This is a genomic window from Pantoea sp. CTOTU49201, assembly GCF_032054795.1.
GTDB classification, from domain to species: Bacteria; Pseudomonadota; Gammaproteobacteria; order Enterobacterales; family Enterobacteriaceae; genus Pantoea; species Pantoea symbiotica.
The window spans coordinates 1-23,956 of record NZ_DAMBSA010000013.1 but is presented as its reverse complement, the minus strand read 5'-3'; the positions used below and the strand labels follow the sequence as shown (position 1 = coordinate 23,956).

Below are 23,956 nucleotides of genomic sequence, written 5' to 3'. Positions count from 1 at the left end.
ATGCTGAAACGCTGGCTGCATATGCCGCTGCGTGATGTCACTACCATTGCTCGGCGTCAGGAGTCTATCGCAGAACTGCAATCGCTTAGTCAAGAGCTGCAGCCGGTGCTGCGCCAGGTGGGCGATCTGGAGCGTATTCTGGCGCGACTGGCACTGCGCACCGCGCGCCCACGCGATTTGGCACGTATGCGCCATGCCTTCCAGCAGTTGCCAGAGTTGAACCAGCAACTTGAAGGTGTTGAGGCAACGCAATTAATCAATCTGCGATCGCAAATGGGCGAATTCAACGAGCTGCGTGAGTTGCTGGAACACGCGATCATTGAATCGCCGCCGGTGCTGGTACGCGACGGTGGCGTGATCGCTCCGGGATACAACGCTGAACTCGACGAATGGCGTGCGCTGGCCGATGGCGCCACCGATTATCTTGATCGTCTGGAAATCCGTGAGCGCGAGAAACTCGGGCTGGATACGCTGAAAGTCGGCTTTAACGCGATTCACGGCTACTACATTCAGGTCAGTCGTGGTCAAAGCCATCTGGTGCCGATTCACTATGTTCGCCGCCAGACGCTAAAGAATGCTGAACGCTATATCATTCCTGAACTGAAAGAGTATGAAGACAAGGTTCTGACGTCGAAAGGCAAAGCGCTGGCGCTGGAGAAAGGTCTTTACGATGAACTGTTTGACCGCCTGCTGCCGCATCTTGAAGCCCTGCAAATCAGCGCGGCTGCACTCTCTGAACTGGACGTGTTAGCGAACCTGGCCGAACGCGCCTGGACGCTTAATTATTGCCGTCCGGTGCTGCAAGAGAAAGCGGGCATCCGTATTACTGCGGGCCGCCATCCGGTGGTCGAACAGGTATTGAAAGAGCCGTTTATCGCAAACCCGCTTTCACTTTCACCGCAGCGTCGCATGTTGATCATCACCGGCCCCAATATGGGCGGTAAAAGTACCTATATGCGTCAGACCGCGTTGATTGCACTGATGGCGTGGATTGGCAGTTATGTACCAGCGGAAGAGACCGTCATCGGCCCAATCGATCGCATCTTCACGCGTGTCGGTGCTGCTGATGACCTGGCTTCCGGACGCTCAACCTTTATGGTGGAGATGACGGAAACCGCCAACATCCTGCATAACGCCACCGAAAACAGTCTCGTATTGATGGATGAGATCGGGCGCGGCACCTCAACTTACGACGGTTTGTCGCTGGCATGGGCCTGCGCTGAAAGTCTGGCGAATCGCATTAAAGCCATGACACTGTTCGCCACCCACTATTTCGAGCTGACCACGCTGCCGGAAAAAATGGAAGGCGTGGTGAATGTGCATTTGGATGCGGTCGAACACGGAGACACCATCGCATTTATGCACAGCGTGCAGGATGGTGCTGCGAGCAAAAGTTATGGTCTCGCGGTGGCGGCACTGGCGGGCGTGCCGAAGGACGTGATTAAGCGCGCGCGTAATAAGCTGAAGGAGCTGGAAGCATTATCTGGCAGCTCTGCCGCATCCACGGTGGAGGGTTCGCAAATGCAGTTGCTGGTGGCGGAAACCTCACCGGCGGTTGATGCTCTTGAGGCACTGGACCCAGACAGCTTAACGCCGAAGCAAGCGCTGGAGTGGATCTATCGCTTGAAAACGCTGGTGTAGTTATTCGCCCGCCCAGAAGCAACGCTCTGTGCGGGCTATTTTTTCTGTCTTACCATTCCCTGGTATTGAGCAATATCAGCAGGCTCATCCCAATCAACTCGCCCGGCTTTAAATCACACTATATCCCCCATCGATCACTAAATTCTCGCCATTGACCATGGCCGCTTCATTGCCGCTGAGATATAGCACCGTGCTAGCAACTTCTTCAGGCGTGGCAAAACGTCGCGAAGGGATTTTCGATTTCATCTGCTCGGCTCGCTCCCCATGCCAGTAACGCTTACCTAATTCCGTCTCAACCACCGTAGGTGAAATGGCATTGGCGGTAATGCCAAAAGGTCCCAACTCTGCTGCCAACACGCGCGTAAAAGAAACCATGCCTGATTTGCTGGTGCAGTATGCCGCGTGCTCATTGAGCGCAATGACGCTGGCCTGTGAGGCGATATTAATCAAACGGCCAAAACCTTGTTCCTTCATATAGCGGGCACAATGCTGAGCAAGGAAAAATGGCGCGGTCATGTTAATCAACATTGTGGTATTCCAGCTGGCGAGTTGTACTTCGCCCACGGCTTCCAGCATGCCAATACCGGCGTTATTGACCAGAATATCGATACGGCCAAAATCCTGATGGATTTGCTCTACCAGCTCGCCAAGCGCCTCGACGTTAGCCAGATCGAAAACGTAACCTCGCGTAGGATTGTCCATCTTGCTGGCAACCGATTTAACCTCTTCTGCGCGATCAACCATCGCGACTTGCGCGCCGGCAGCACTTAAGCAGCGAGCAATAGCGTAACCAATTCCCGATGCGGCGCCGGTGACTATGGCGACTTTATTTTGCAGTGAAAATAGTGTTGTCATGTTGCTATCCTTTTCATTTAGGGTGTTTATTCGGATTCGGTAGCGGTTGTCTTTAATGCCGCGTTACGCTCTATCTTTGGTTGGGGATTGCGAATAAAGAATGTCATCACGCCGCCGGCAAAATAGAGCAAAGAGAAAGTAATAATCACGTGCTCTATTTCAAATGACAGACCGAACATCAGTGCGGCAACCGCCGGGCCAATAAGATTACCGAAACCACCGCCCAGATTTTGTACCGAGACAGCCGCGCCTTTATGTTGCGGCGCCAGCATCGGGAATATCGCCCCCATCGGCACAAAGGAAGTGAGTGTTAAAGCTAATAACAGCGCGCAGACGATGGCCAACGCCAGATTACCTGGGAAAAGCGAGGGTAAATAATAGAAAGCAGCAGTGGTAATCGTGCATCCGAAGAAACCAAACCAGCGCATTTGAAAAATCCAGCCAATACGATCACCAATAATGCCCCAAAGTACATTGGTTACCGGTTGCACGAGGAAAAACACGCCCCAGATAGTCGCCCACTCTTTAGTAGAAAAACCCAACTCACGGGTAAAATATATCGGCATAAAGACCGGCAAGCCAAATAATGCCACATTACATAGGATGCGTGTTATCAGCGCAAAGAACATACTGCGGTCTTCAAAGATCAAGGTTATTCCACGCGATATTTCACGTAATTTTTCTTTGCGACTGACGCCTTCACTATTTAGATTCTCTTCACTCTGATTTTTAACCGAGAGGAATATAATCACGCCGCCCACCGCAGCAAACAACAGTGATAGCCAAAGCGTATTAATGAAGCCAATCTCCGGAACCAGAAGGCCGGAAAGGAAGGAAGCCGTGATGCCATAACCAATGGTAAACATCGACCATATCCAGCCGGTAGCTGAGGCAAGTCGATGCTCAGGCGTGCGCTGCACCACTAATACGTAGAAGCCATAAAAGAACAGCGGATAAGCGAAGCCACGCAGCGTATAACTGACCAACATCCAGATAAAGTTATTTTCACTCACACCGAAGTAAACAAATACGGCATGTAAAACCATCCACCAAATAGCGCCAGTGAGCATGATTTTCTTCGGGCCATAAATTTCACTAACCGCACCAGAAAGCCAACTTGAGACCGCAGCAGTTAATGCATAAACGGTGAAAACTAATGAGACTTGCTTTTCTCCATAGCCAAGATCGTAGAGATATCGGGAAAGATGAGCCAGTTCAATCCCATCGCCGGTCATGAAGATGGCCATCGCAATATATCCCCATAGCAGAGATATTGGCATACCTAAAACCACTCTGGAGTATTGTGACTTTGTACTGCTGCTTTGCACACTCATTGTTCTTCTTACTCCCTTTTAATTATTCATTACCTGAATATCCTGGTGATACAGCGAGCAAGAAAATGGCATAGCATGGAGCTAAAAACTTTTATGGGAGTGACACAGAGTAAGGAACAATGGCAATATTGCAAAGAAAGCCGTGCGTAGCATTACATTTTATTAAATGAGAGCAAGATAAAAAGCGCATTTATTAGATGTTTAATTAACATCTACTACGTTTAATTTACGTTTATCTTTATATTACGTAGGAAAGAGATTACGTGATGGCGTTAAAATTTTTCATAACGAGATAACAGAATCAGTGTCTTTATTTTTATCCAATAAAAAAGCGGTGGTTTTCACCACCGCTTCTTGTGTTACCTACGTATTCTGTTATTCGCGAAACAGTGCTTCGATGTTCAAACCTTGTGTCTGCAGAATCTCACGCAGACGACGCAGTCCTTCCACCTGAATCTGACGTACGCGTTCACGGGTCAACCCGATTTCACGGCCTACATCTTCCAGCGTTGCCGCTTCATAGCCTAACAGGCCGAAACGACGTGCCAGCACTTCACGCTGCTTGGCATTCAGTTCAAACAACCACTTAACGATACTCTGCTTCATATCATCGTCTTGCGTGGTGTCTTCCGGACCGTTGTCTTTCTCATCGGCCAGGATATCCAGCAGCGCTTTTTCGGAATCGCCACCCAAAGGTGTATCGACCGAGGTAATGCGCTCATTGAGACGCAGCATACGGCTCACGTCATCAACAGGCTTGTCTAGCTGCTCGGCAATCTCTTCGGCACTTGGCTCATGATCGAGCTTGTGCGAAAGTTCACGCGCGGTACGCAGGTAAACATTCAACTCTTTAACGATGTGGATGGGCAGACGGATGGTACGGGTTTGATTCATGATCGCCCGTTCAATTGTCTGACGAATCCACCACGTGGCGTAAGTTGAGAAACGGAACCCACGTTCTGGGTCAAACTTCTCTACGGCGCGAATCAAGCCGAGATTACCCTCTTCAATCAGATCCAGCAGCGCCAGACCACGATTGCTGTAACGGCGGGCAATCTTTACTACCAAGCGTAAGTTACTTTCAATCATGCGGCGACGAGAAGGAATGTCACCCCGCAGTGCACGGCGCGCAAAGAAGACTTCTTCTTCTGCCGTCAGCAGCGGTGAATAACCAATCTCGCCGAGGTAAAGCTGCGTCGCATCCAAAACGCGTTGCGTCGCACCCTGTGACAACAGCTCTTCTTCCGCTACGTCGTTGTTATCACCAGGTTCGTTCTCAACGAGAGCCTTCTCATCAAAAACCTCAGCTCCGTTGTTTTCCTCGAATTCCGCATCTTCATGTAAATCGTTAACTTTCAGCGTATTCTGGTTCATTAGCGGCTCCTACCCGTGATCCAAGGGCAGAACCAAGGTTCTGCCGGATTATCGCTGCGGTAAATAACGCAACGGGTTTACGGATTTCCCCTTGTAACGAATTTCAAAGTGCAATCGTACTGAACTGGTACCGGTGCTACCCATGGTAGCGATTTTTTGCCCCGCCTTAACTTCCTGTTGTTCCCGGACCAGCATAGAGTCGTTGTGGGCGTAGGCGCTCAGGTAGTCATCATTGTGTTTGATGATGATTAAATTACCGTACCCACGGAGCGCGTTGCCTGCGTACACCACTCTTCCCGAAGCTGTGGCGACAACAGGTTGTCCACGCGAACCGGCGATATCGATACCTTTGTTTCCGCCTTCCGCAGCGGAGAAGTTATCGATGATCTTCCCATCAGTCGGCCAACGCCAGCTTCCCACTGGAGTTGTGCTATTAGTCGTGCTGCTGACTGTAGGTGGTGCGACAACCGGAGCTGTGGTCGTTGCCACATTATTTGCTCCTTTCGACGGCAGCAACTTGCTACCCGACGAATTACCCGAATCATCAGAATACGTAATAACAGGTTGCTGTGCAACAGGGGTGGATTTAATTTGCGTCTGGCTCGGGGTAACTGGCACGCCGCCCTGTGTTGCATCAGCTACGGTGATAGCGTTGCCACCGGTGATGGTTTGGCCGTTGCCGTTGCCCACCTGCAGCGTTTGTCCGGCGTTCAAGCCATACGGGGCTGCGATGTTGTTGCGCTGTGCCAAATCGCGGAAATCGTTGCCGGTGATCCAGGCAATATAGAACAAGGTATCGCCACGTTTTACGGTATAGGTTTCGCCGCCGTAGCTACCTTTAGGAATATTCCCATAATTGCGATTGTACACAATGCGACCATTTTCTGTGGCCACATTATTATTGTCACTTACCATTCCACCAGTTGGTTGAGCCGATGGTGTGCCGCCGCTTAACATTCCGCCATGCGGCATCGCTGGCACAGTGCTGTTTTGCGAAGAGATCATGCCGCCACTCGGGGCTGAAGCCATACCGCTATCGCCGCTATTACCACCAATCTGGCTGATGGGTGCCTGTGTATTATCGCCTGAACTACAGCCCGCCAGCCAAAAACCTACCAAAGAAAGTGCCGCCAAACGGCGTAATTGAAATGCTGTGCTTCCCATGCTCACTGATCCCCCGTGATGGCAACCCTGAATATAAATGTGTAACGGCGTTAACCGCATTATCCACTGCGCGTAACGTTAAAAACGGTTTTTAGCATTGATAAACAAGGATAGTAACAATATCAACTGTGCCGTGCCATGTAACAGTTGTGAAGAATTGCGTAAGGATGGCTCAGGCCAGATCGCCCTGAACCAACGGCACAAAGCGTACGGGCTCGATAATTTCTTCAATCAATTCATCGCCCTGACGACGCAAACGCTTCAACACCTGCTGATCCTCGCCAACCGGCAGCACCATTTTGCCGCCGTCACCTAATTGCGCTATCAGCAAAGTCGGAATTTCAGGCGGTGCGGCGGTCACGATAATGGCATCAAACGGGCCACGCGTCGCCCAGCCCTGCCAGCCATCACCATGTCGCGTTGAGATATTGTGCAGATCGAGTTGCTTGAGGCGGCGCTTAGCCTGCCACTGCAATCCCTTGATGCGTTCGACGGAATAAACATGATTAACCAGATGCGCCAGGATAGCGGTCTGATAGCCAGAACCGGTGCCGATTTCCAGCACGCGCGATTCCGGCGTCAGCTCTAACAAGGCGGTCATGCGCGCCACCATGTAAGGCTGAGAGATGGTCTGGCCGTTGCCAATTGGCAGCGCTACGTTTTCCCAGGCTTTATGTTCAAACGCCTCATCGATAAAACGCTCACGCGGCACATCGGCAATGGCTTTCAGCAAGTGCTCATCATGAATGCCCTGCGCGCGCAGTTGCTCCAAAAGCGTTTCGATGCGGCGATTCACCATGCGAGTTTTACCTCTGCCTGGATCAGCCAGTCACTTAATACGTTTTGTGCTGCATGCGCAGTCAAGTCGACATGCAGCGCGGTTAGCGAAACATAGCCCGCATCCACCGCAGCGAAATCGGTATCCGGGCCAGCATCCAGCTTTTGCCCCGGCGGGCCAATCCAGTAAAGCGGTTGGCCGCGCGGATCTTCGGTGCAGATAACCTGATCGGCCGGATGACGACTGCCGCAGCGGGTAACGCGGAAACCTTTGATCTCCGCTAACGGCAAATCCGGCACGTTGATATTGAGAATGCGGCCAGTACGCAGCGGAGCTCGCGATAGCGCGCGTAACAGCGTACAGGTGATGGATGCGGCGGTGTCGTAATGCTGATGTCCGTTGAGCGAGACGGCGAGTGCAGGCAAGCCCAGATGGCGCCCTTCCATCGCCGCAGCGACGGTACCGGAGTAAATCACATCGTCGCCAAGATTTGGACCGGCATTGATGCCGGACACCACGATGTCGGGACGCGGCTGCATCAGCTTGTTGACTCCGAGGAACACGCAGTCAGTTGGCGTGCCCATCTGCACCGCGATATCACCGTTTTCGTGCGTAAAAGTACGCAGCGGCGTTTCCAGCGTTAACGAATTTGATGCGCCGCTACGATTGCGATCGGGCGCGACAACCTGCACCTCGGCAAACTCACGTAAAGCACGCGCCAGCGTCTGAATACCCGGCGCATGAATTCCATCATCGTTACTCAGCAATATCCGCATCGTTACCTTCTTGTTGGAGAAGCTCACGCACCACGCTGGTGGCAAAACTGCCGGCGGGCAGCCAGAACTGCATCTCCAGCGTCATATCGTCCCACCATTCCCAGCGCAGATCCTTTGGCACCACCAGCATTGCACGGCGCGCGGCATCAACGCGCTCGCGCTCAAGCAGTGTAATCAATTCTTCTGCACCTGCCAGGCTCTGCTGCTCAAAAAGCAGCGCATCGCCTTGTGGACCCGGATCGCCGCGCCCCGGCAGCGGCGCAGTGATGCGCAGTTGGTGATTATCAACGCGCTGCTGTACGTCAGGCAACTCTTCCGCCTGCGCCACAAACCAGCTTCCGCGACCGGCCAGCTGCACCGCATCGCCCACCTGCACCACATCCAGTGCGCCATCACGTTGCAAACGCGCGCTGGTAACCTGATTAAACAGATGGCTGCGGGTCGCTGACAACAGCAAACCTTTCATATTGCGATCGCGCGGACGGAATGTCTCCTTCGCCCACTGTTTCGCCTGCGTCAGGTTGTTGCCGCCACGACCAAAGCGCTGCTCACCAAAGTAGTTCGGCACGCCGCGCTGTTGAATCTGCTGCAAGCGTGCGTCGACTGCACGGCGATCGGAAATCTGACGCACCACTAAGCGGAACGCATTGCCCGCCAGCGCACCGGTGCGCAGTTTACGCTTATGGCGAATCACCTGCAGAATTTCAACGCCTTCCAGCTGGAATCCCGCCAGATTCGGCATGCCATTGCCGGGCACACGGAAACAGAGCGTTTGCTCGGTGACCGCATGACGATCTTTCATGCCGGCATAGCTGAGATCGCGCACCGGTACGCCAAGAAACTTGGCAATGGCTTCGGCGACAAAGCGCGTATTGCAGCCAATTTTACGGATGCGCACCAACAGCTGCTCACCTTCGCCATCGTAGGGATAGCCGAGATCTTCAATCACCACAAAATCTTCGGGATTGGCTTTGATGACGCCGGTGGCAGTCGGCACGCCGTGCAGGTAATGCAACTCACTCATGCCTGATCGGCCTTTATCAGCAGCGCAACCGCTTCACAGGCAATGCCTTCGCCACGACCGGTAAAGCCGAGCTTTTCGGTCGTGGTGGCTTTGACGTTGACGTCGTCCATATGGCATCCGAGATCTTCGGCGATATTGACGCGCATCTGCGGCACATGCGGCAACATTTTCGGTGCCTGCGCAATGATGGTCACATCGACGTTACCGATGCGATAGCCTTTCAGCTGAATACGACGCCAGGCTTCACGCAGCAAACCGCGGCTGTCAGCGCCTTTAAACGCCGGATCGGTATCCGGGAATAACTTGCCGATATCGCCCATCGCCACTGCGCCGAGCAAAGCGTCTGTCAACGCATGCAGCGCCACATCGCCATCAGAATGGGCAATAAAACCGTGTTCGAAGGGAATACGCACCCCGCCAATCACTAACGGACCTTCGCCGCCAAAAGCGTGAACGTCAAAACCGTGACCGATACGCATCATGCGCTCTCCTGTAACTGAATCTGGGTAAGATAGAAGGCCGCCAGCGCCAGATCTTCTGGCCGCGTCACCTTAATATTGTCGCTACGTCCGCTCACCAACAGCGGGTGATAACCGCAATACTCCAGCGCCGACGCTTCATCGGTAATGGTAGCGCCTTCATGGAGTGCGCGCGTCAGGCAAGCGGTGAGCAGCTGATGCGGGAAAAATTGCGGCGTTAACGCGTGCCATAAATCCTCGCGTTCAACGGTGTGGGCAATGGCGGTTTTGCCGGGTTCGGCGCGCTTCATGGTGTCGCGCACCGGCGCGGCCAGAATCCCGCCAACCTTGCTGTATTCGCGTACCGCTAACAGGCGCGCTAAATCATCCGGATGCAGGCAAGGACGCGCGGCGTCATGCACCAGCACCCATTCGCTGTGTTGAATAGCGTTTAAACCCGCCAGCACTGATTCGGCGCGCGTGTCGCCACCGGTCACTCTGAGAATGCGGGAATCCTGCGCCAGCGGCAGTGAGTCGAACCAGCCATCGTCATTGCTGACCGGCACAATCACCTGTTTTACCGCAGGATGTGCCAGCAGACGTGCGACGCTGTGTTCAAGAAGGGTGAATTGACCAATGGTCAGATACTGTTTTGGGCAGGCAGCCTGCATACGGCTGCCCACACCTGCGGCGGGCACCACGGCAATCACATCCGCAAGGATCGGGCGCTTGTTCATGGCTTATCGTTGTTGATTTTGCGCAGCTTGTTGCGCGTTACGTTTGTTCTGGTCTGGCACCAGACGATAGAAAGTCTCACCGGGCTTAATCATGCCCAGTTCATTACGTGCGCGTTCTTCGATCGCTTCAGAGCCGCCATTGAGATCGTCAATTTCGGCGAATAGCTGATCGTTACGCGCTTTAAGCTTGGCGTTATTCGCCTGTTGTGACGCGACGTCTTCGTTGACGCGCGTATAGTCATGAATACCGTTCTTACCCAGCCACAGGGAATATTGAAGCCATCCCAGCAGCACGAGTAGCAGTAACGTCAGTTTTCCCATCCCCGCCCCCTGAAAAACGGCCCAATCATCCCATAACTTGACGCTGGACTCCACAGCGGCGGCGAAAATGCCGCGCACGGGCGTTTAGCCGGACAAATAATGCCAGAGTAGGAGGCGAGACGGCAGGTAAAGTTTTGTAACCTGCCGATGCGTTTGCACATCAGCTGGGCGTTACCAACCGGAGAGAAATGAGAACAGCAGCCAGAACAGGCATATCACCACCATCGCTGTGGCGATACCGCTCCAGAATAAGTGAGTGCGGATCATCAGGCTGAGCACGATGCCAATCAGCACCGAAACCGGCAGCAGCGCGAGGAAGAATGGCCAGGTGTAGAGGAAGAAGAACAGCGTGTTGGAGCCGTAGAGCATGAACGGAATCGCCAGCGCGCACCAGTACGAGAGAAAGCCAAACACGCCGCCCGGCAGTGACGAGCGAGGCTCATCCGGGGTGCGTTCATCTTTACGGGCTAGCATGGGCGTTACGTTCTGCATAGAGGTCCTGTTGACGCTAAGCGCGGCAAACCCAGAAGGATTTGCCGCTGTCGGTTCAGGATCTGATGATATCGCGGTCACGCAGCAGGTCTAACAATTGGCCGGCGAGTTTTGTAACCAATTGTTCGCCATCAAGGTGGATTTCCGGGGCGTCTGGCGCCTCGTAAACGCTATCGATGCCGGTGAAATTTCGCAGCTCACCTGCACGGGCTTTTTTGTACAAACCTTTGGGATCGCGCGCTTCGCACACCGCCAACGGCGTATCGACAAACACTTCGATAAACTGCCCTTCCGCGAGCAGATCGCGCACCATGTTACGTTCAGCGCGATGCGGCGAGATAAAGGCGGTCAACACCACTAAACCGGCATCGACCATCAGTTTCGCCACTTCGCCGACGCGGCGAATGTTCTCTTTACGATCGTCATCGCTGAAGCCGAGGTCACGGCACAGGCCGTGACGCACGTTGTCACCATCCAGCAGATAGGTATTCACCCCCGCCCGATGCAGCGCCTGCTCCAGCGCGCCGGCCACGGTAGATTTCCCCGAGCCGGAAAGCCCGGTGAACCACAGCACCACGCCTTGATGGCCGTGCTGCTGTTCGCGCTCCTCGCGCGTTACCGGATGATCGTGCCACACCACGTTTTGATCGTGCTGCGCCATTACTTGCCACCCAGCAGATCGCGTGCGTTCCAGTGTGGGAAGTGACGACGCACCAGCGCGTTCAGTTCCAGCTCGAAATCGCTGAACTGGCCCGCTTGCGCACGCACATCGGTCAGCGGCTGATTAATCATCCCCGCGCCAACCGTCACGTTGCTCAGGCGATCGATAAAGATCATGCCGCCGGTCACCGGATTCTGGCGATAAGCGTCCAGTACCATCGGTTCGTCAAAGGTCAGTTCCACCAGGCCAATGCCGTTAAGCGGCAGGCTGTCCACCGTGCGCTTCTCCAGCGAGTTGATCTCCACCTGATGGATCACTTTCTCCACGCGCGCGCGGGTTTTCTTACCGGCGATCTTCACTTCGTAACTTTGGCCCGGCTGCAGCGGCTGTTCCGCCATCCACACCACGTCAACGTTGGCGGATTGCACTGCCTGCAGATCGGCCTCAGCATCCACCAACAGATCGCCACGGCTGATGTCGATCTCATCTTTCAGCACCAGCGTAATCGCTTCACCGGCGCCCGCTTCAGGCAGGTCGCCATCGAAGGTGACGATACGCGTGATGGTAGATTCCACGCCTGAAGGCAGCACTTTCACGCGCTGGCCGACTTTCACCACGCCCGAAGCCAGCGTACCGGCATAACCGCGAAAATCGAGATTCGGACGGTTTACATACTGCACCGGGAAACGCATCGGCTGATGATCCACCACGCGGTTCAGTTCAACGGTTTCTAATACGTCGAGCAGCGTTGGGCCGCTGTACCACGGCATGGTGACGCTTGGCGTTGCCACGTTATCGCCTTCCAGCGCCGACATCGGCACAAAGCGAATATCGAGGTCTTCCGGCAGCTGCGCAGCAAAATCGAGATAATCCTGTTTGATCTGCTCGAAGGTTTCTTGCTTGTACTCCACCAGATCCATCTTATTGATGGCGACCACCAGATGCTTGATGCCGAGCAGCGTGGAGATAAAGCTGTGACGACGCGTCTGATCCAGCACGCCTTTACGCGCATCGATCAGCAGGATCGCCAAATCGCAGGTCGATGCACCGGTCGCCATGTTGCGGGTGTACTGCTCGTGTCCCGGCGTGTCGGCAATAATGAATTTGCGCTTCTCGGTAGAGAAGTAGCGATAAGCCACATCGATAGTGATGCCCTGCTCACGCTCGGCCTGCAAGCCATCGACCAGCAACGCCAGATCCAGCTTCTCGCCCTGGGTGCCGTGACGTTTGCTGTCGTTGTGCAGCGAGGAGAGCTGATCTTCATAAATTTGACGCGTGTCGTGCAGCAAGCGACCAATCAAGGTACTTTTGCCGTCGTCGACGCTACCGCAGGTGAGGAAACGCAGCAGGCTTTTATGTTGTTGCGCGGTCAGCCAGGCTTCTACGCCGCCCTGATCGGCAATCTGTTGTGCAATAACGGTATTCATCTGTGTCTCCTTAGAAATAACCCTGACGTTTCTTCATTTCCATCGAACCGGCCTGGTCGCGGTCAATCACGCGGCCCTGGCGTTCACTGGTGGTGGAGACCAGCATCTCTTCAATAATTTCCGGCAGCGTCTGCGCTTCTGATTCCACCGCGCCGGTTAGCGGCCAGCAGCCGAGGGTACGGAAACGCACCATGCGCTGTTTGATCACTTCGCCTGGCTGCAGATCGATACGGTCGTCATCGATCATCATCAGCATGCCATCACGCTCCAGCACTGGACGCGGCGCCGCGAGATAGAGCGGCACGATCTCGATATTCTCGAGGAAGATGTACTGCCAGATATCCAGCTCGGTCCAGTTGGAAAGCGGGAACACGCGAATGCTTTCGCCTTTGTTAATCTGGCCGTTGTAGTTGTGCCACAGCTCAGGACGCTGATTTTTCGGGTCCCAGCGGTGGAAGCGATCGCGGAAGGAGTAGATACGCTCTTTCGCGCGCGACTTCTCTTCATCACGACGTGCGCCGCCAAATGCCGCATCAAAGCCGTATTTGTTCAGCGCCTGCTTCAGGCCTTCGGTTTTCATGATGTCGGTGTGTTTGGCGCTGCCGTGGACAAACGGGTTGATGCCCATCGCCACGCCTTCCGGGTTGCGATGCACCAGCAGCTCCGCGCCCATCGCTTTCACGGTGCGATCGCGGAACTCGTACATTTCACGGAATTTCCAGCCGGTATCAACATGCAGCAGCGGAAACGGCAGCGTGCCCGGATAGAAGGCTTTGCGCGCCAGATGCAGCATGACCGAGGAGTCTTTACCGATGGAGTACATCATCACCGGATTGCTGAACTCGGCCGCCACCTCGCGGATGATATGGATACTCTCTGCCTCCAGCTGGCGCAGATGAGTAAGTCGATTTTGGTCCATAATTTTTCCTCAAGCCAAATTGACAACGGCGGACTCGCGAGCCCCCTGCTGTGCCGAATGTTGGAACCAGGCCAATTGCCCGTGCAAATTTACGACTTCGCCAATCACTAACAGTGCTGGCGTGGGCGCGGCGGCTGCCAGCGCTTCCAGTTGATCTAAGGTTCCGGTCAGCACCTGCTGATCCTGACGTGTGCCGCGGCCAATCACCGCCACCGGCGTGGAGGCGGCGCGGCCATGTTCGATAAGACCGGCAGCGATTTCCGCCGCTTTCACCGTGCCCATATAAATCGCTAAGGTTTGACGTGCGCGCGCCAGCGACGGCCAATCAATGCCGTCGCCATCCGCGCGACAGTGACCGGTAATAAACAGCACGCTCTGCGCGTGGTCGCGATGGGTCAGTGGAATACCGGCATAGGCGGTTGCGCCTGCTGCAGCGGTGATGCCCGGCACCACCTGGAACGGAATACCCGCGGCCTGCGCCGCCTGCAGCTCTTCGCCACCGCGGCCAAAAATAAACGGATCGCCGCCTTTCAGGCGCACTACGCGTTTACCCTGTTGCGCCAGCGTCACCAGCATCTGATTGGTCTCTTCCTGCGGCACCGAATGCGCACCGGCGCGTTTGCCGACGCAGATGCGGTCGGCATCGCGCCGCACCAGCTCAAGCACTTCGTCGCTGACCAGATGGTCATACAGCACCACATCGGCCAGCTGCATCACCTGCAAACCACGCAGCGTCAGCAAACCGCTGTCGCCTGGACCGGCGCCTACCAGCGTAATTTCGCCCTGATTGTCGCTATCGTTTTCCAGTTCGTGATCCAGCGTGCGCCGCGCTTCATGGACGTTACCCGCCGCCATCTGGCTGGCGAACAGACCGTTAAAGGCGCGCTCCCAGAAGCGACGGCGGTCAGACATGCGGTGATAGCGCTGCTTCACCTTGTCGCGCCACTGCCCAGCCACTTCCGCCATCTGTCCGAGATTGGCCGGCAGTAACGCTTCAATTTTTTCACGCAGCAGACGCGCCAACACCGGCGCGGTGCCACTAGAGGAGATCGCCACCACCAGCGGTGAACGATCGACAATCGACGGGAAGATAAAGCTGCACTTCGGCTGATCGTCCACCACGTTCACCAGCTTGTGGCGCGCGTTGGCGGCATCGAACACCTGCGCATTCAGCGCGTTGTCATCGGTGGCGGCAATCACAAGGAACACGCCATCCAGCTGCGCCGGATCGAAGCTGTGGGCGATCCATTCAATCGCCTCAATTTCCAGCAGCGCCTGCAGCTCATGACCGAGTTCGCGCGCGGCGACCAGCACGCGCGCACCGGCACGCCGCAGCAGTTCTATTTTGCGCGCAGCGATTTCGCCACCGCCGACAACCAGCACCGGACGGCTTTTGAGATCGGCAAAGAGAGGCAGATAATCCACGTTAACCTTGCTAGTTTTACAATAAGTTAACGCGACTATACGTCCCGCCCTTCGGACAGATGAAATTACGAATTGGAATGAGTAGTTACCGAATGGAATAACGACCCAGGATTGCTGATAACATTTTGTGCTTAACAAATGATATTGCTGGTGTTTCGGAGCAAATCAAATTGTGCAAGCGTCATCACAGTTTCATACTATCTCGGAATTTTTTTAGCATCACTGGATGTCAGAAAAGGACTATCACTATGTTTGCCACTTTCCGCCGCTGCGTGCTGGCAGCACTGCTTGCGGGCGGTTTGCCTTTCTTAGCTCAGGCTGCGAGCACTTCCACCGCGCCAGGACATTTTGCCGAACAGCAACTACGCCATATCGCCACTTATTTCCCCGGCCGCATGAGCGGCAGTCCGGCCGAGTTGCTGACTGCCGATTATCTGCAGCAGCAGTTCAGCCAGTTGGGATATCAGAGTAATACCCGCCAGTTTAAAACCAGCTATAACTGGCTGGAGAAAAAGGGCGAGAGCCGCCCGCACAAAGTCACGGCCACCTCGGTGATTGCCGCGCGTGCCGGGGAAGTGCCGCAGGAGATTCTGATCGTCACGCATCTGGATACCTGGACTCCGCTTAGTCGCCATGAAGCGGATAACAATCTCGGCGGCCTGCGCTTGCAGGGCGTGGATGACAATGCTTCCGGTCTGGGCGTGATGCTGGAGCTGGCGCAGGCGCTGAGTAAGACGCCGCTGCATTACGGCGTGCGCTTTGTGGCGCTGAGCGCTGGTGAAGCGGGCTTGCATGGCATGGATGATTATCTGGCGCGCATGAGCGTGCAAGAGAAGAAGAACACGCTGCTGGTGATCGATCTGAATAGCCTGATCGTCGGCGATCATCTCTACTTTAATAGCGGCATCAATACGCCATCGGCGGTACGCAAGCAGACCAGCGCGCGCGCCGTGCAACTGGCGCACCGCTACGGCATCTCCGCCGCCAGCCACGCGATGACCGCACGCGATTATCCCGGCGTGAACCCGTTCGATAAAGCCGGCATGCCATTGCTGGATGTCACTGCCGCCAACTGGGCGCTGGGCAACAAAGATGGGCAGCAACAACGCGCGCGCTCCAGCCATTTCCCGACAGGCAATGTGCGCCATCAAACCGAGCGCGATAATCTCAACTATCTCGATCACTGGCTGCCTGGCCGCATCACTCAACGCACGCGTGACAGCGTGAAGATTCTGCTGCCGCTGCTAACCGAGCTCGCTAATCCGACAACCTGAGGATTCACTATGTACGTGGTATATCTGAACTATTTTCGTCCGGTAGAAGAAGTGGAAGCGTTACTCGACCCACATGTTGCGTGGCTTAATCGCTATTTTGACAGCGGCGTATTTATTGCGGCGGGTCGCAAAGATCCGCGCACCGGCGGCGTACTGCTGGTGAAGGATATTGATCGTGCGCGGCTGGATACTATCCTGGCGGAAGATCCGTTTGTGGCAGTGGCGCATTATGAAGTTACAAAAGTGAATGTGACGCGTGCGGCGGAAGAGTTCGCGGTGTTAAAAGGGATTTGATTAAAAAGGAGCGCATGAATGCGCTCCCTACGTTGTAGGGTCGGCATTTATGCCGACCTGGTCAATTAACCTTCATGCAACCCGCATTCGCGCTTCAGGCCGAAGAAGCGAGTCTCTTCTTCTGCCATGCCCGGCTCCCACTTTTTGGTGGTATGCGTATCGCCCACTGACAGATAACCTTCATCCCACAGCGGATGGTATTTCAATCCTTGTTTGGTCAGATATTGATGCACCTGACGGTTATCCCAATCAATGATTGGCAGAATCTTGAACACGCCGCGCTGCACCGCCAGCACCGGCAAGCTGGCGCGACTGCCAGATTGATCGCGGCGCAGACCAGCAAACCAGGTTTGCGCACCCAGCGTTTCCAACGCGCGGTTCATCGGTTCCACTTTGTTGATCTGGTTGTACTGCTCAATCCCTTCGACGCCCTGCTCCCACAGTTTGCCGTAACGTGCTTCCTGCCAGGCCGCTGAGGTATCAGCACGGAAAATCTGCAGGTTAAGATTGAGCTTGTCGGTCAGCTCATCAATGAAGCGATAAGTTTCCGGGAACAGATAACCGGTATCGGTCAGGATCACCGGAATGTCCGGCTTCTGCTGCGTCACCATATGCAGCAAAACCGCCGCCTGAATACCAAAGCTGGATGACAGCACAAATGCGCCTGGCAGCTGTTCTAATGCCCAGCCCACACGTTGTTCAGCGGAGAGTTTCTCCAGCTGCACGTTGCTTTCAGCCAGCGCCATAATGCGGTCAACTTTTGATGAACCATTCAGTGCTGCGAGATCGAGTACCGTCATACTGCCTCCGAGTCCCAGAAATCACGGGCGGGATCAACCACGGCTTTAATGATGCCGGTGCGAATCACGAAGTCGCCAAAGCCTTCATCGGCCTGACGCTCGGTTGCCCAGCGCGCCACTAGCTCATCGATGCTGGCAAGGATTTCGCCTTCGTTGATGTTCTCGCGGTACATGCGTGGGATGCGCGTGCCTTCGCGGTTTCCGCCAATGTGTAAGTTGTAACGACCCGGTGCTTTACCCACCAGACCTAACTCCGCCAGCAAAGCACGGCCACAACCATTTGGGCAACCGGTAACGCGTAACACTATGTGCTCTTCGCCGACGCCGTGCTTGTGCATGATCTCTTCCACTTTGGTGACGAACGACGGCAGGAAGCGCTCGGCTTCGGCCATCGCCAGCGGACAAGTCGGGAACGCCACACACGCCATGGAGTTTTCACGCTGCGGCGTGACCGCTTCCATCAAACCGTGTTCACGGGCGATGGCTTCGATCTGCGCTTTTTGCTTCTCCGGCACGCCAGCCACAATCAGGTTCTGGTTGGCGGTCAGGCGGAAATCGCCCTGATGCACTTTCGCGATTTCAGCGATGCCGCGTTTCAGCGGACGGCCAGGATAATCCAGCAGACGGCCGTTCTCGATGAACAGCGTCAGGTGCCATTTCTCATCGATGCCTTTCACCCAGCCAATACGGTCGCCGCGCGAAGTAAACGCATACGGACGAATCGGTTCGAATGTCAGACCGGCACGCTTTTCCACTTCCGCTTTGAAGGTCTCAACGCCGACGCGTTCCAGCGTGTACTTGGTCTTGGCATTTTTACGATCGGTACGGTTACCCCAATCGCGCTGCGTAGTGACGACAGCGGCCGCCACGTCGAGGATCTTCTCAACCGGCAGGAAGCCGAACTCGCTCGCGGTGCGCGCGTAAGTCGCTTTGTTACCGTGATCAATCGACAAACCACCGCCAACCAGCAGGTTAAAGCCAATCAGCTTGCCCTTCTCGGCGATGGCGATGAAGTTCAGGTCATTGGCGTGCAGATCGACATCGTTATGCGGCGGCACCACAACCGTGGTTTTGAATTTACGCGGCAGATAGGTTTCGCCAAGAATCGGCTCTTTATCGGTGGTCGCGACCTTCTCTTTGTCCCACCAGATTTCAGCGTAAGCGCGGGTTTGCGGCAGCAGATGCTCTGACAGCTTTTTCGCCCACTCGTACGCTTCCTGATGCAGTTCTGATTCCACCGGATTCGAGGTGCACAGCACGTTACGGTTAACATCGTTGGCGGTCGCCAGCGCATCCAGCCCGACTTCGTGCAGCATCTGGTGCGTCGGCTTCACGTTCTTCTTCAGAATGCCGTGAAACTGGAAAGTCTGACGGTTAGTCAAACGGATGCTGCCGTAAATGGTTTTATCGGTGGCGAATTTATCAATCGCCAGCCACTGCGTTGGCGTGATGATGCCACCCGGCAGACGACAGCGCAGCATCATGGCATGACGCGGTTCGAGTTTCTGCGCAGCGCGCTCGGCACGAATATCGCGGTCATCCTGCTGGTACATGCCGTGGAAACGGATCAGCAGGAAGTTGTCGCCGGTGAAGCCGCCGGTCAGACCATCGTCGAGATCGTCGAGGATGGTGCCGCGCAGGTAGTTGCTCTGTTTTTTCAGACGCTCAGCGTCGACCAGCTTGCCTTCAACGACCAGCGGTCCAGGATGTTTTTCGCTCATTAGTAAACGTCTCGCTGATAACGGCGCTCAATGCGCAGCTCACTTAAAAATTCGTCAGCCGTTTCACGATCCATAGCGCCGTGTTCGACCACCACATCCAGTAATGCCTGCTCAACGTCTTTCGCCATACGATTGGCGTCGCCGCAGACGTAAAGGTGCGCGCCTTCCTGTAACCAGCTCCACACCTCCGCACCTTTGGCGCGGATTTTATCTTGTACGTAAACTTTCTCGGCCTGATCGCGTGACCATGCCAGATCGATATTGGTCAGCAGGCCATCTTTGACGTACTTCTGCCACTCCACCTGATAGAGGAAATCATCAGTGAAGTGCGGGTTGCCGAAGAACAGCCAGTTTTTACCGCCTGCGCCATCGTTGTCACGCTGCTGCATAAAGGAGCGGAACGGCGCGATGCCGGTGCCCGGACCAATCATGATCACTGGCGTTTCCGGATTAGCCGGTAAGCGGAAGTTATCGTTGTGCTCGATGAAGACGCGAATTTCGCCATCCTCTTCGATACGATCTGCTAACCAGGTTGAGGCACCGCCGCCGCGCTGGCGACCGTCGATTTCAAAGCGCACCGCACCCACGGTGATGTGCACTTCGGTTTCGTTTTCCGCCTGCGATGAGGCAATGGAGTACAGGCGCGGCGTCAGCGGACGCAGCAGGCCGGTTAATTGTTCGCTATTCAATTCGGTAGGTGCCTGACGCACCATATCGACAATTGGGAAGCTCTGCGCATAACTTTGCAGCTTCGGCTTGTCACCGGCCAGCGCCAGCAACGCGTCATTGCGGGACAGCGCCGCATACTGCTCAACGATTTGTGGCGTGTTGACCGTCAGCTCGAAATGCGTTTTCAGCGCTTCAGCCAGCGGCAGAGTTTTGCCCTGCACCTCTACCGGCTCGTCACCTTTCAGCCACACCAGCTGCAGCAGTTCCTGCACCAGCTCGTCATCGTTTTCAAACCACACGCCGAGCGCATCGCCCGGCTGATAGCGCAAGCCTGAATCGCCAAGGTCGATCTCGATGTGACGCACATCTTTATCCGAATCGCGTCCGGTGATCTTCTGGTTAGCCGCAAAGCTGGCCACCAGCGGCTCTTCTTTGGTGTACGGACTGCTGTCGACCAGATTGACGCTGCCCGCCGCAGTAACGGCGGCCTGCGCTGGCGATTGGCTCGGCACACGCGCTTTCAGAATCTCGGTGATCTGCTGACGCCACGCGTTCGCCTGATCTTTGTATTCAACATCGGCATCCACACGATCCAGCAGACGCTCTGCACCCAGCTCAGCCAGACGCTCATCAAAGTCTTTACCGGCTTTGCTGAAAAACTCATAAGAGGTATCGCCAAGACCGAACACGGCAAACGCGGAGCCCTCAAACTTCGGCGCTTTCTTCGACAGCAGGAACTTGTGCAGCGCCACGGCTTCTTCCGGTGGCTCGCCCTCGCCTTGCGTGGAGGTCACCACCACCAGCAGCTTTTCCTGACCGATCTGCTTGAATTTGTAATCGCCGGCGTTAACCAGATTGACGCTCAGCTTGGCAGCCAGCAGGTCATCACGCAGCTGCTCAGCCAGGCGACGCGCGTTACCGGTCTGCGAGGCGGAGATCAGCGTGATGGTCGGGGTTTCTGCCTGAACCGGCGCTGGTGCGGCAACCGCACCCGGCGTCTGATTGACCATGCCCCAGAAATAGCCGGAGAGCCAGGCCATCTGAGTGGTGTTGAAATCCGTGGTCGCCGCCTGTAAGCGCGCGAGTTGCTCCGGTGATAACGGAAGCAGTGAACCTGGTGCCTGAGTCGTCATTGCGTTAAAAATTCCAGTGTCAGAAGTCCGGATCAATATGTTGCGAAAGAATGCGTAGGTTACCGGGCTGTATATTAACGATTAAATACGCCTTCGACATATTAAATAACCAAAATGACTAAGTGGTTTTTCGGGTAAAGTTAACCAGCAAAAGTGGTAAATGAAGGCGATATGATTCAATGAGTTAATTAAGCGTTTGGCGTTGAGAAGGCGCAAAATGCCCTTTTCGTTGCCAGCGGGTGCGAAAAATCTGCAATTCAGGTAGACTTCAGCGGTTTTTAAGTCTGAGAGCCATTATGTCTACCACGTTATTTAAAGAGTTCCAGTTCGAATCTGCCCACCGCTTACCTCACGTGCCGGAAGGCCACAAATGTGGGCGTTTGCACGGCCATTCGTTCCTGGTGCGATTAGAAATTACCGGCGAAGTGGATGCGCATACCGGTTGGGTAATGGATTTTGCCGAACTGAAGGCGAAGTTTAAGCCGCTGTATGAACGCCTCGATCATCACTATCTGAATGACATCCCGGGTTTAGAAAACCCGACCAGTGAAGTGCTGGCGAAATGGATTTGGGATCAGATGAAGCCGATTCTGCCTGAATTAAGCGCGGTGATGATTAAAGAGACCTGCACCGCCGGCTGCGTTTACAAAGGTTAATTGTGTTTTCGGGCTGCGTGAGTGCAGCCTGACTTTCCTGCTATACGCTTCTTTACTTACCTTTCATCCCACTGTCATCTGCCGCCTCTACGTTGTTGTCTCCTTCATTAAAGATCAAGAGAATCAACAATGAACCTGGTAAAACGCCTTTCCCTGATTGCAGTTTTTGTTTCCGCCTCTGCCGCCGTTCAGGCGCAAAATATTCTCGATTTTCCGCAACCGGATAAAGTGCCGGATGAGTTCTTTGCCGTAACCGAAATTCCAGCGGGCGGCATGATCAAATATGAAACCGACGCCAAAACCGGCTTTATTTTTGCCGACCGTTTCCAGTCAATGCCGGTTGCCTATCCTGCAAACTATGGCTCGCTGACGCAGTCGCTGGCGGGAGATGGTGATCCGCTGGATGTGATTTTCTATACTCGCGCACCGCTGCAACCGGGCACGTTGATCAAACTCCGTCCGATTGGCGTGCTGAAAATGATTGATGGCGGCGAAAAGGACGACAAAATCGTTGCCGTGCCAACCAGCAAAATCGACCCGACCTACGACGACATTAAAGAGATGAGCGACCTGCCGAAGATCGAGCAGGAACGTTTGCAGGCGTTCTTCCGCGTGTATAAGCAGTTGCCGGATGGCAGGAAGAAAGTTGAGCTGAACGGTTTTGAAGATGCGGCGAAAGCCAAAACTGAAATCAAACAGGCGTTTGATGCCTATAAAGCGAAGCAGTAAAGGTTGCGGTCGCCATGAATGGCGACCCTACATATAGGGTGCGCATTTATGCGCACCAGGCCGAATTAGGCGATATTCAAATATTTGTGCGTCTGCATCGAAAGCCGCCAGTTGCGGGCGATGCAGGTTTCGATGCAGAGTTTAGTAGCCGCATCGCCGCGACTGATCGGTTGCAGCGCCACAATGCGCTTTTTATCGTCGTGCAATCCCGCCAGCAATTCATCTAACGCTTCCACATCACGCTCACGCGCCACCGGATGCTTGATTTCATCTGCGCGCTGCAATGCCTGCGGCAATACGTCGTAGCCACCGCGCATATTCACCTTGGGTGAAACCGTTACCCAGGTTGCATCGGAACACTGCACTTCGTGCGTGCCGCTGGTTTCGATCTGGCAGGCAAATCCCGCCGCTTCTAATTGTTCCGTCAAAGGGCGCAGATCAAAAATCGCCGGTTCGCCGCCAGTGATCACCACATGACGTGCGGTCCAGCCCTGACGTTGAATGGTGTCGATCAGCATTGCCGCATCAGCGTTGCCCCACGCATCGCTTTCCACGGTTTTAATCAGAATATCGCCGAGCGAGGTCTCCCGATCCGCCCGCTTTTCCCAGGTATGTTTGGTATCACACCAGCTACAGCCCACCGGACATCCTTGTAAGCGGATGAACAGCGCCGGAACACCGGTGTAAAAACCTTCGCCCTGCAGCGTCTGGAACATTTCGTTAATCGGGTAGAACATTTTTCACTCACGTCTAAAATTTGAGGCGCAGATTATGGCAGATCTTCTGCGCTGAGTAACAGCTGCTTCGTGCCAAATAAAAGCAAAAGCCCCGCACAAGGCGGGGCTCTATTCAGACGATGCTGCCCGCTGGCAGCATACTCAGGCGATTACGCCTGGCCTTTAACTTCTTTCAGACCGTTGAACGGTGCTTTGCTGCCCAGTGCTTCTTCGATACGAATCAGCTGGTTGTACTTAGCAACACGGTCAGAACGGCTCATAGAACCGGTTTTGATCTGGCCAGCTGCAGTACCCACCGCCAGGTCAGCGATGGTTGCATCTTCGGTTTCACCTGAACGGTGTGAAATCACCGCAGTGTAACCCGCATCTTTCGCCATCTTGATTGCAGCCAGAGTTTCGGTCAGTGAACCGATCTGGTTGAATTTGATCAGAATGGAGTTAGCGATGCCTTTATCGATACCTTCTTTCAGGATCTTGGTGTTGGTTACGAACAGGTCGTCACCTACCAGCTGGAGTTTGTCGCCCAGTACTTTGGTCTGGTATGCGAAACCAGCCCA

General features: G+C 54.7%; 24 protein-coding genes and 1 pseudogene. 5 read left to right on the top strand and 20 right to left on the bottom strand.

What is annotated here, in order from left to right; all coding sequences use genetic code 11:
- Window positions 1–1,641: DNA mismatch repair protein MutS (mutS, locus tag RTY00_RS02050; RefSeq protein WP_312663237.1), on the top strand; the 1,641-nt coding region annotated here is incomplete at its 5' end.
- 108 nt (window positions 1,642–1,749) lie between these two features.
- On the opposite strand, the gene RTY00_RS02045 is transcribed toward mutS, so the two are convergent.
- The 15 genes from RTY00_RS02045 to cysG all read right to left on the bottom strand — a co-directional run bounded on the left by RTY00_RS02045 (window position 1,750) and on the right by cysG (window position 15,386).
- Window positions 1,750–2,496 carry a GolD/DthD family dehydrogenase gene (locus tag RTY00_RS02045; RefSeq protein ID WP_312663236.1) on the bottom strand — a complete coding sequence of 249 codons (747 nt, stop codon included), beginning with the start codon at window positions 2,494–2,496 and terminating at the stop codon, window positions 1,750–1,752.
- A gap of 26 nt (window positions 2,497–2,522) precedes the next feature.
- The gene (locus RTY00_RS02040; protein WP_312663235.1) at window positions 2,523–3,830 is read right to left on the bottom strand and encodes an MFS transporter; all 1,308 of its coding nucleotides are present in this window, start codon (window positions 3,828–3,830) and stop codon (window positions 2,523–2,525) included.
- A gap of 375 nt (window positions 3,831–4,205) precedes the next feature.
- On the bottom strand, window positions 4,206–5,204 hold the full coding sequence (rpoS, locus tag RTY00_RS02035) for an RNA polymerase sigma factor RpoS (RefSeq protein WP_007893257.1): 999 nt from the start codon (window positions 5,202–5,204) through the stop codon (window positions 4,206–4,208).
- Between the two features lie 48 nt (window positions 5,205–5,252).
- Window positions 5,253–6,374, bottom strand: a complete 1,122-nt coding sequence (gene nlpD / locus RTY00_RS02030) for a murein hydrolase activator NlpD (protein ID WP_374990629.1) — start codon at window positions 6,372–6,374, stop codon at window positions 5,253–5,255.
- A gap of 166 nt (window positions 6,375–6,540) precedes the next feature.
- Entirely contained in the window at window positions 6,541–7,167 is a 627-nt protein-coding gene (locus RTY00_RS02025) for a protein-L-isoaspartate(D-aspartate) O-methyltransferase (protein WP_008104533.1), read from the bottom strand.
- Window positions 7,161–7,922 carry a 5'/3'-nucleotidase SurE gene (surE, locus tag RTY00_RS02020; protein ID WP_312663234.1) on the bottom strand — a complete coding sequence of 254 codons (762 nt, stop codon included), beginning with the start codon at window positions 7,920–7,922 and terminating at the stop codon, window positions 7,161–7,163. Before surE ends, RTY00_RS02025 begins: the two co-directional genes overlap by 7 nt.
- On the bottom strand, window positions 7,903–8,946 hold the full coding sequence (gene truD, locus RTY00_RS02015) for a tRNA pseudouridine(13) synthase TruD (protein WP_312663233.1): 1,044 nt from the start codon (window positions 8,944–8,946) through the stop codon (window positions 7,903–7,905). Before truD ends, surE begins: the two co-directional genes overlap by 20 nt.
- Window positions 8,943–9,425, bottom strand: coding sequence for a 2-C-methyl-D-erythritol 2,4-cyclodiphosphate synthase (gene ispF, locus RTY00_RS02010; RefSeq protein ID WP_061719965.1), 483 nt, complete (start codon window positions 9,423–9,425; stop codon window positions 8,943–8,945). The genes truD and ispF overlap by 4 nt, the downstream gene beginning before the upstream one ends.
- Window positions 9,425–10,141 carry a 2-C-methyl-D-erythritol 4-phosphate cytidylyltransferase gene (gene ispD, locus RTY00_RS02005; RefSeq protein ID WP_312663232.1) on the bottom strand — a complete coding sequence of 239 codons (717 nt, stop codon included), beginning with the start codon at window positions 10,139–10,141 and terminating at the stop codon, window positions 9,425–9,427. Before ispD ends, ispF begins: the two co-directional genes overlap by 1 nt.
- 3 nt (window positions 10,142–10,144) lie before the next feature.
- Entirely contained in the window at window positions 10,145–10,462 is a 318-nt protein-coding gene (gene ftsB / locus RTY00_RS02000) for a cell division protein FtsB (RefSeq protein ID WP_007893240.1), read from the bottom strand.
- Between the two features lie 171 nt (window positions 10,463–10,633).
- Window positions 10,634–10,954 (bottom strand): DUF3561 family protein, encoded by a 321-nt coding sequence (locus tag RTY00_RS01995; RefSeq protein WP_008104547.1) that lies wholly within the window; start codon window positions 10,952–10,954, stop codon window positions 10,634–10,636.
- A 55-nt stretch (window positions 10,955–11,009) separates the two neighbouring features.
- On the bottom strand, window positions 11,010–11,615 hold the full coding sequence (gene cysC / locus RTY00_RS01990; RefSeq protein ID WP_312663231.1) for an adenylyl-sulfate kinase: 606 nt from the start codon (window positions 11,613–11,615) through the stop codon (window positions 11,010–11,012).
- Window positions 11,615–13,042 (bottom strand): sulfate adenylyltransferase subunit CysN, encoded by a 1,428-nt coding sequence (cysN, locus tag RTY00_RS01985; RefSeq protein ID WP_312663230.1) that lies wholly within the window; start codon window positions 13,040–13,042, stop codon window positions 11,615–11,617. The genes cysC and cysN overlap by 1 nt, the downstream gene beginning before the upstream one ends.
- Before the next feature lie 10 nt (window positions 13,043–13,052).
- The gene (cysD, locus tag RTY00_RS01980; RefSeq protein WP_007893231.1) at window positions 13,053–13,961 is read right to left on the bottom strand and encodes a sulfate adenylyltransferase subunit CysD; all 909 of its coding nucleotides are present in this window, start codon (window positions 13,959–13,961) and stop codon (window positions 13,053–13,055) included.
- A gap of 9 nt (window positions 13,962–13,970) precedes the next feature.
- Complete coding sequence (gene cysG / locus RTY00_RS01975) at window positions 13,971–15,386, bottom strand: siroheme synthase CysG (RefSeq protein WP_312663229.1); 1,416 nt, start codon at window positions 15,384–15,386, stop codon at window positions 13,971–13,973.
- A 248-nt stretch (window positions 15,387–15,634) separates the two neighbouring features.
- Here cysG and RTY00_RS01970 point away from each other — a divergent pair, with 248 nt between their 5' ends.
- On the top strand, window positions 15,635–16,660 hold the full coding sequence (locus RTY00_RS01970) for an aminopeptidase (RefSeq protein ID WP_179452266.1): 1,026 nt from the start codon (window positions 15,635–15,637) through the stop codon (window positions 16,658–16,660).
- A gap of 9 nt (window positions 16,661–16,669) precedes the next feature.
- Window positions 16,670–16,954 carry a YciI family protein gene (locus RTY00_RS01965; protein WP_008104557.1) on the top strand — a complete coding sequence of 95 codons (285 nt, stop codon included), beginning with the start codon at window positions 16,670–16,672 and terminating at the stop codon, window positions 16,952–16,954.
- Window positions 16,955–17,019: 65 nt separating this feature from the next.
- Here RTY00_RS01965 and RTY00_RS01960 read toward each other — a convergent pair whose 3' ends face one another.
- The 3 genes from RTY00_RS01960 to cysJ are packed head-to-tail and all read right to left on the bottom strand — an operon-like array spanning window position 17,020 to window position 21,277.
- Window positions 17,020–17,754 (bottom strand): phosphoadenylyl-sulfate reductase, encoded by a 735-nt coding sequence (locus tag RTY00_RS01960; RefSeq protein ID WP_312663227.1) that lies wholly within the window; start codon window positions 17,752–17,754, stop codon window positions 17,020–17,022.
- Window positions 17,751–19,475: an assimilatory sulfite reductase (NADPH) hemoprotein subunit gene (gene cysI / locus RTY00_RS01955; protein WP_256697221.1), complete on the bottom strand. Its 1,725-nt coding sequence runs from the start codon at window positions 19,473–19,475 to the stop codon at window positions 17,751–17,753. The genes RTY00_RS01960 and cysI overlap by 4 nt, the downstream gene beginning before the upstream one ends.
- On the bottom strand, window positions 19,475–21,277 hold the full coding sequence (cysJ, locus tag RTY00_RS01950) for an NADPH-dependent assimilatory sulfite reductase flavoprotein subunit (protein WP_312663226.1): 1,803 nt from the start codon (window positions 21,275–21,277) through the stop codon (window positions 19,475–19,477). Before cysJ ends, cysI begins: the two co-directional genes overlap by 1 nt.
- A 293-nt stretch (window positions 21,278–21,570) precedes the next feature.
- Here cysJ and queD point away from each other — a divergent pair, with 293 nt between their 5' ends.
- A complete protein-coding gene (gene queD, locus RTY00_RS01945; RefSeq protein ID WP_256698444.1) occupies window positions 21,571–21,933 on the top strand; it encodes a 6-carboxytetrahydropterin synthase QueD in 363 nt (120 codons plus the stop codon).
- A 129-nt stretch (window positions 21,934–22,062) separates the two neighbouring features.
- Window positions 22,063–22,662 (top strand): inorganic diphosphatase, encoded by a 600-nt coding sequence (locus RTY00_RS01940; RefSeq protein ID WP_008104567.1) that lies wholly within the window; start codon window positions 22,063–22,065, stop codon window positions 22,660–22,662.
- 65 nt (window positions 22,663–22,727) lie between these two features.
- On the opposite strand, the gene queE is transcribed toward RTY00_RS01940, so the two are convergent.
- Window positions 22,728–23,399 carry a 7-carboxy-7-deazaguanine synthase QueE gene (gene queE / locus RTY00_RS01935; protein WP_312663225.1) on the bottom strand — a complete coding sequence of 224 codons (672 nt, stop codon included), beginning with the start codon at window positions 23,397–23,399 and terminating at the stop codon, window positions 22,728–22,730.
- Window positions 23,400–23,548: 149 nt separating this feature from the next.
- Window positions 23,549–23,956: pseudogene (gene eno, locus RTY00_RS01930) on the bottom strand (phosphopyruvate hydratase); the annotation flags it as partial.

Excerpts from the sequence above, each read along its gene's own strand:
- RTY00_RS02045 (WP_312663236.1), bottom strand. The coding sequence starts at position 2,496 with ATGACAACACTATTTTCACTGCAAAATAAAGTCGCCATAGTCACCGGC.
- RTY00_RS02040 (WP_312663235.1), bottom strand. The coding sequence starts at position 3,830 with ATGAGTGTGCAAAGCAGCAGTACAAAGTCACAATACTCCAGAGTGGTT.
- rpoS (WP_007893257.1), bottom strand. The coding sequence starts at position 5,204 with ATGAACCAGAATACGCTGAAAGTTAACGATTTACATGAAGATGCGGAA.
- RTY00_RS02025 (WP_008104533.1), bottom strand. The coding sequence starts at position 7,167 with ATGGTGAATCGCCGCATCGAAACGCTTTTGGAGCAACTGCGCGCGCAG.
- surE (WP_312663234.1), bottom strand. The coding sequence starts at position 7,922 with ATGCGGATATTGCTGAGTAACGATGATGGAATTCATGCGCCGGGTATT.
- truD (WP_312663233.1), bottom strand. The coding sequence starts at position 8,946 with ATGAGTGAGTTGCATTACCTGCACGGCGTGCCGACTGCCACCGGCGTC.
- ispF (WP_061719965.1), bottom strand. The coding sequence starts at position 9,425 with ATGCGTATCGGTCACGGTTTTGACGTTCACGCTTTTGGCGGCGAAGGT.
- ispD (WP_312663232.1), bottom strand. The coding sequence starts at position 10,141 with ATGAACAAGCGCCCGATCCTTGCGGATGTGATTGCCGTGGTGCCCGCC.
- ftsB (WP_007893240.1), bottom strand. The coding sequence starts at position 10,462 with ATGGGAAAACTGACGTTACTGCTACTCGTGCTGCTGGGATGGCTTCAA.
- RTY00_RS01995 (WP_008104547.1), bottom strand. The coding sequence starts at position 10,954 with ATGCAGAACGTAACGCCCATGCTAGCCCGTAAAGATGAACGCACCCCG.
- cysC (WP_312663231.1), bottom strand. The coding sequence starts at position 11,615 with ATGGCGCAGCACGATCAAAACGTGGTGTGGCACGATCATCCGGTAACG.
- cysN (WP_312663230.1), bottom strand. The coding sequence starts at position 13,042 with ATGAATACCGTTATTGCACAACAGATTGCCGATCAGGGCGGCGTAGAA.
- cysD (WP_007893231.1), bottom strand. The coding sequence starts at position 13,961 with ATGGACCAAAATCGACTTACTCATCTGCGCCAGCTGGAGGCAGAGAGT.
- RTY00_RS01970 (WP_179452266.1), top strand. The coding sequence starts at position 15,635 with ATGTTTGCCACTTTCCGCCGCTGCGTGCTGGCAGCACTGCTTGCGGGC.
- RTY00_RS01965 (WP_008104557.1), top strand. The coding sequence starts at position 16,670 with ATGTACGTGGTATATCTGAACTATTTTCGTCCGGTAGAAGAAGTGGAA.
- RTY00_RS01960 (WP_312663227.1), bottom strand. The coding sequence starts at position 17,754 with ATGACGGTACTCGATCTCGCAGCACTGAATGGTTCATCAAAAGTTGAC.
- cysI (WP_256697221.1), bottom strand. The coding sequence starts at position 19,475 with ATGAGCGAAAAACATCCTGGACCGCTGGTCGTTGAAGGCAAGCTGGTC.
- cysJ (WP_312663226.1), bottom strand. The coding sequence starts at position 21,277 with ATGACGACTCAGGCACCAGGTTCACTGCTTCCGTTATCACCGGAGCAA.
- RTY00_RS01940 (WP_008104567.1), top strand. The coding sequence starts at position 22,063 with ATGAACCTGGTAAAACGCCTTTCCCTGATTGCAGTTTTTGTTTCCGCC.
- queE (WP_312663225.1), bottom strand. The coding sequence starts at position 23,399 with ATGTTCTACCCGATTAACGAAATGTTCCAGACGCTGCAGGGCGAAGGT.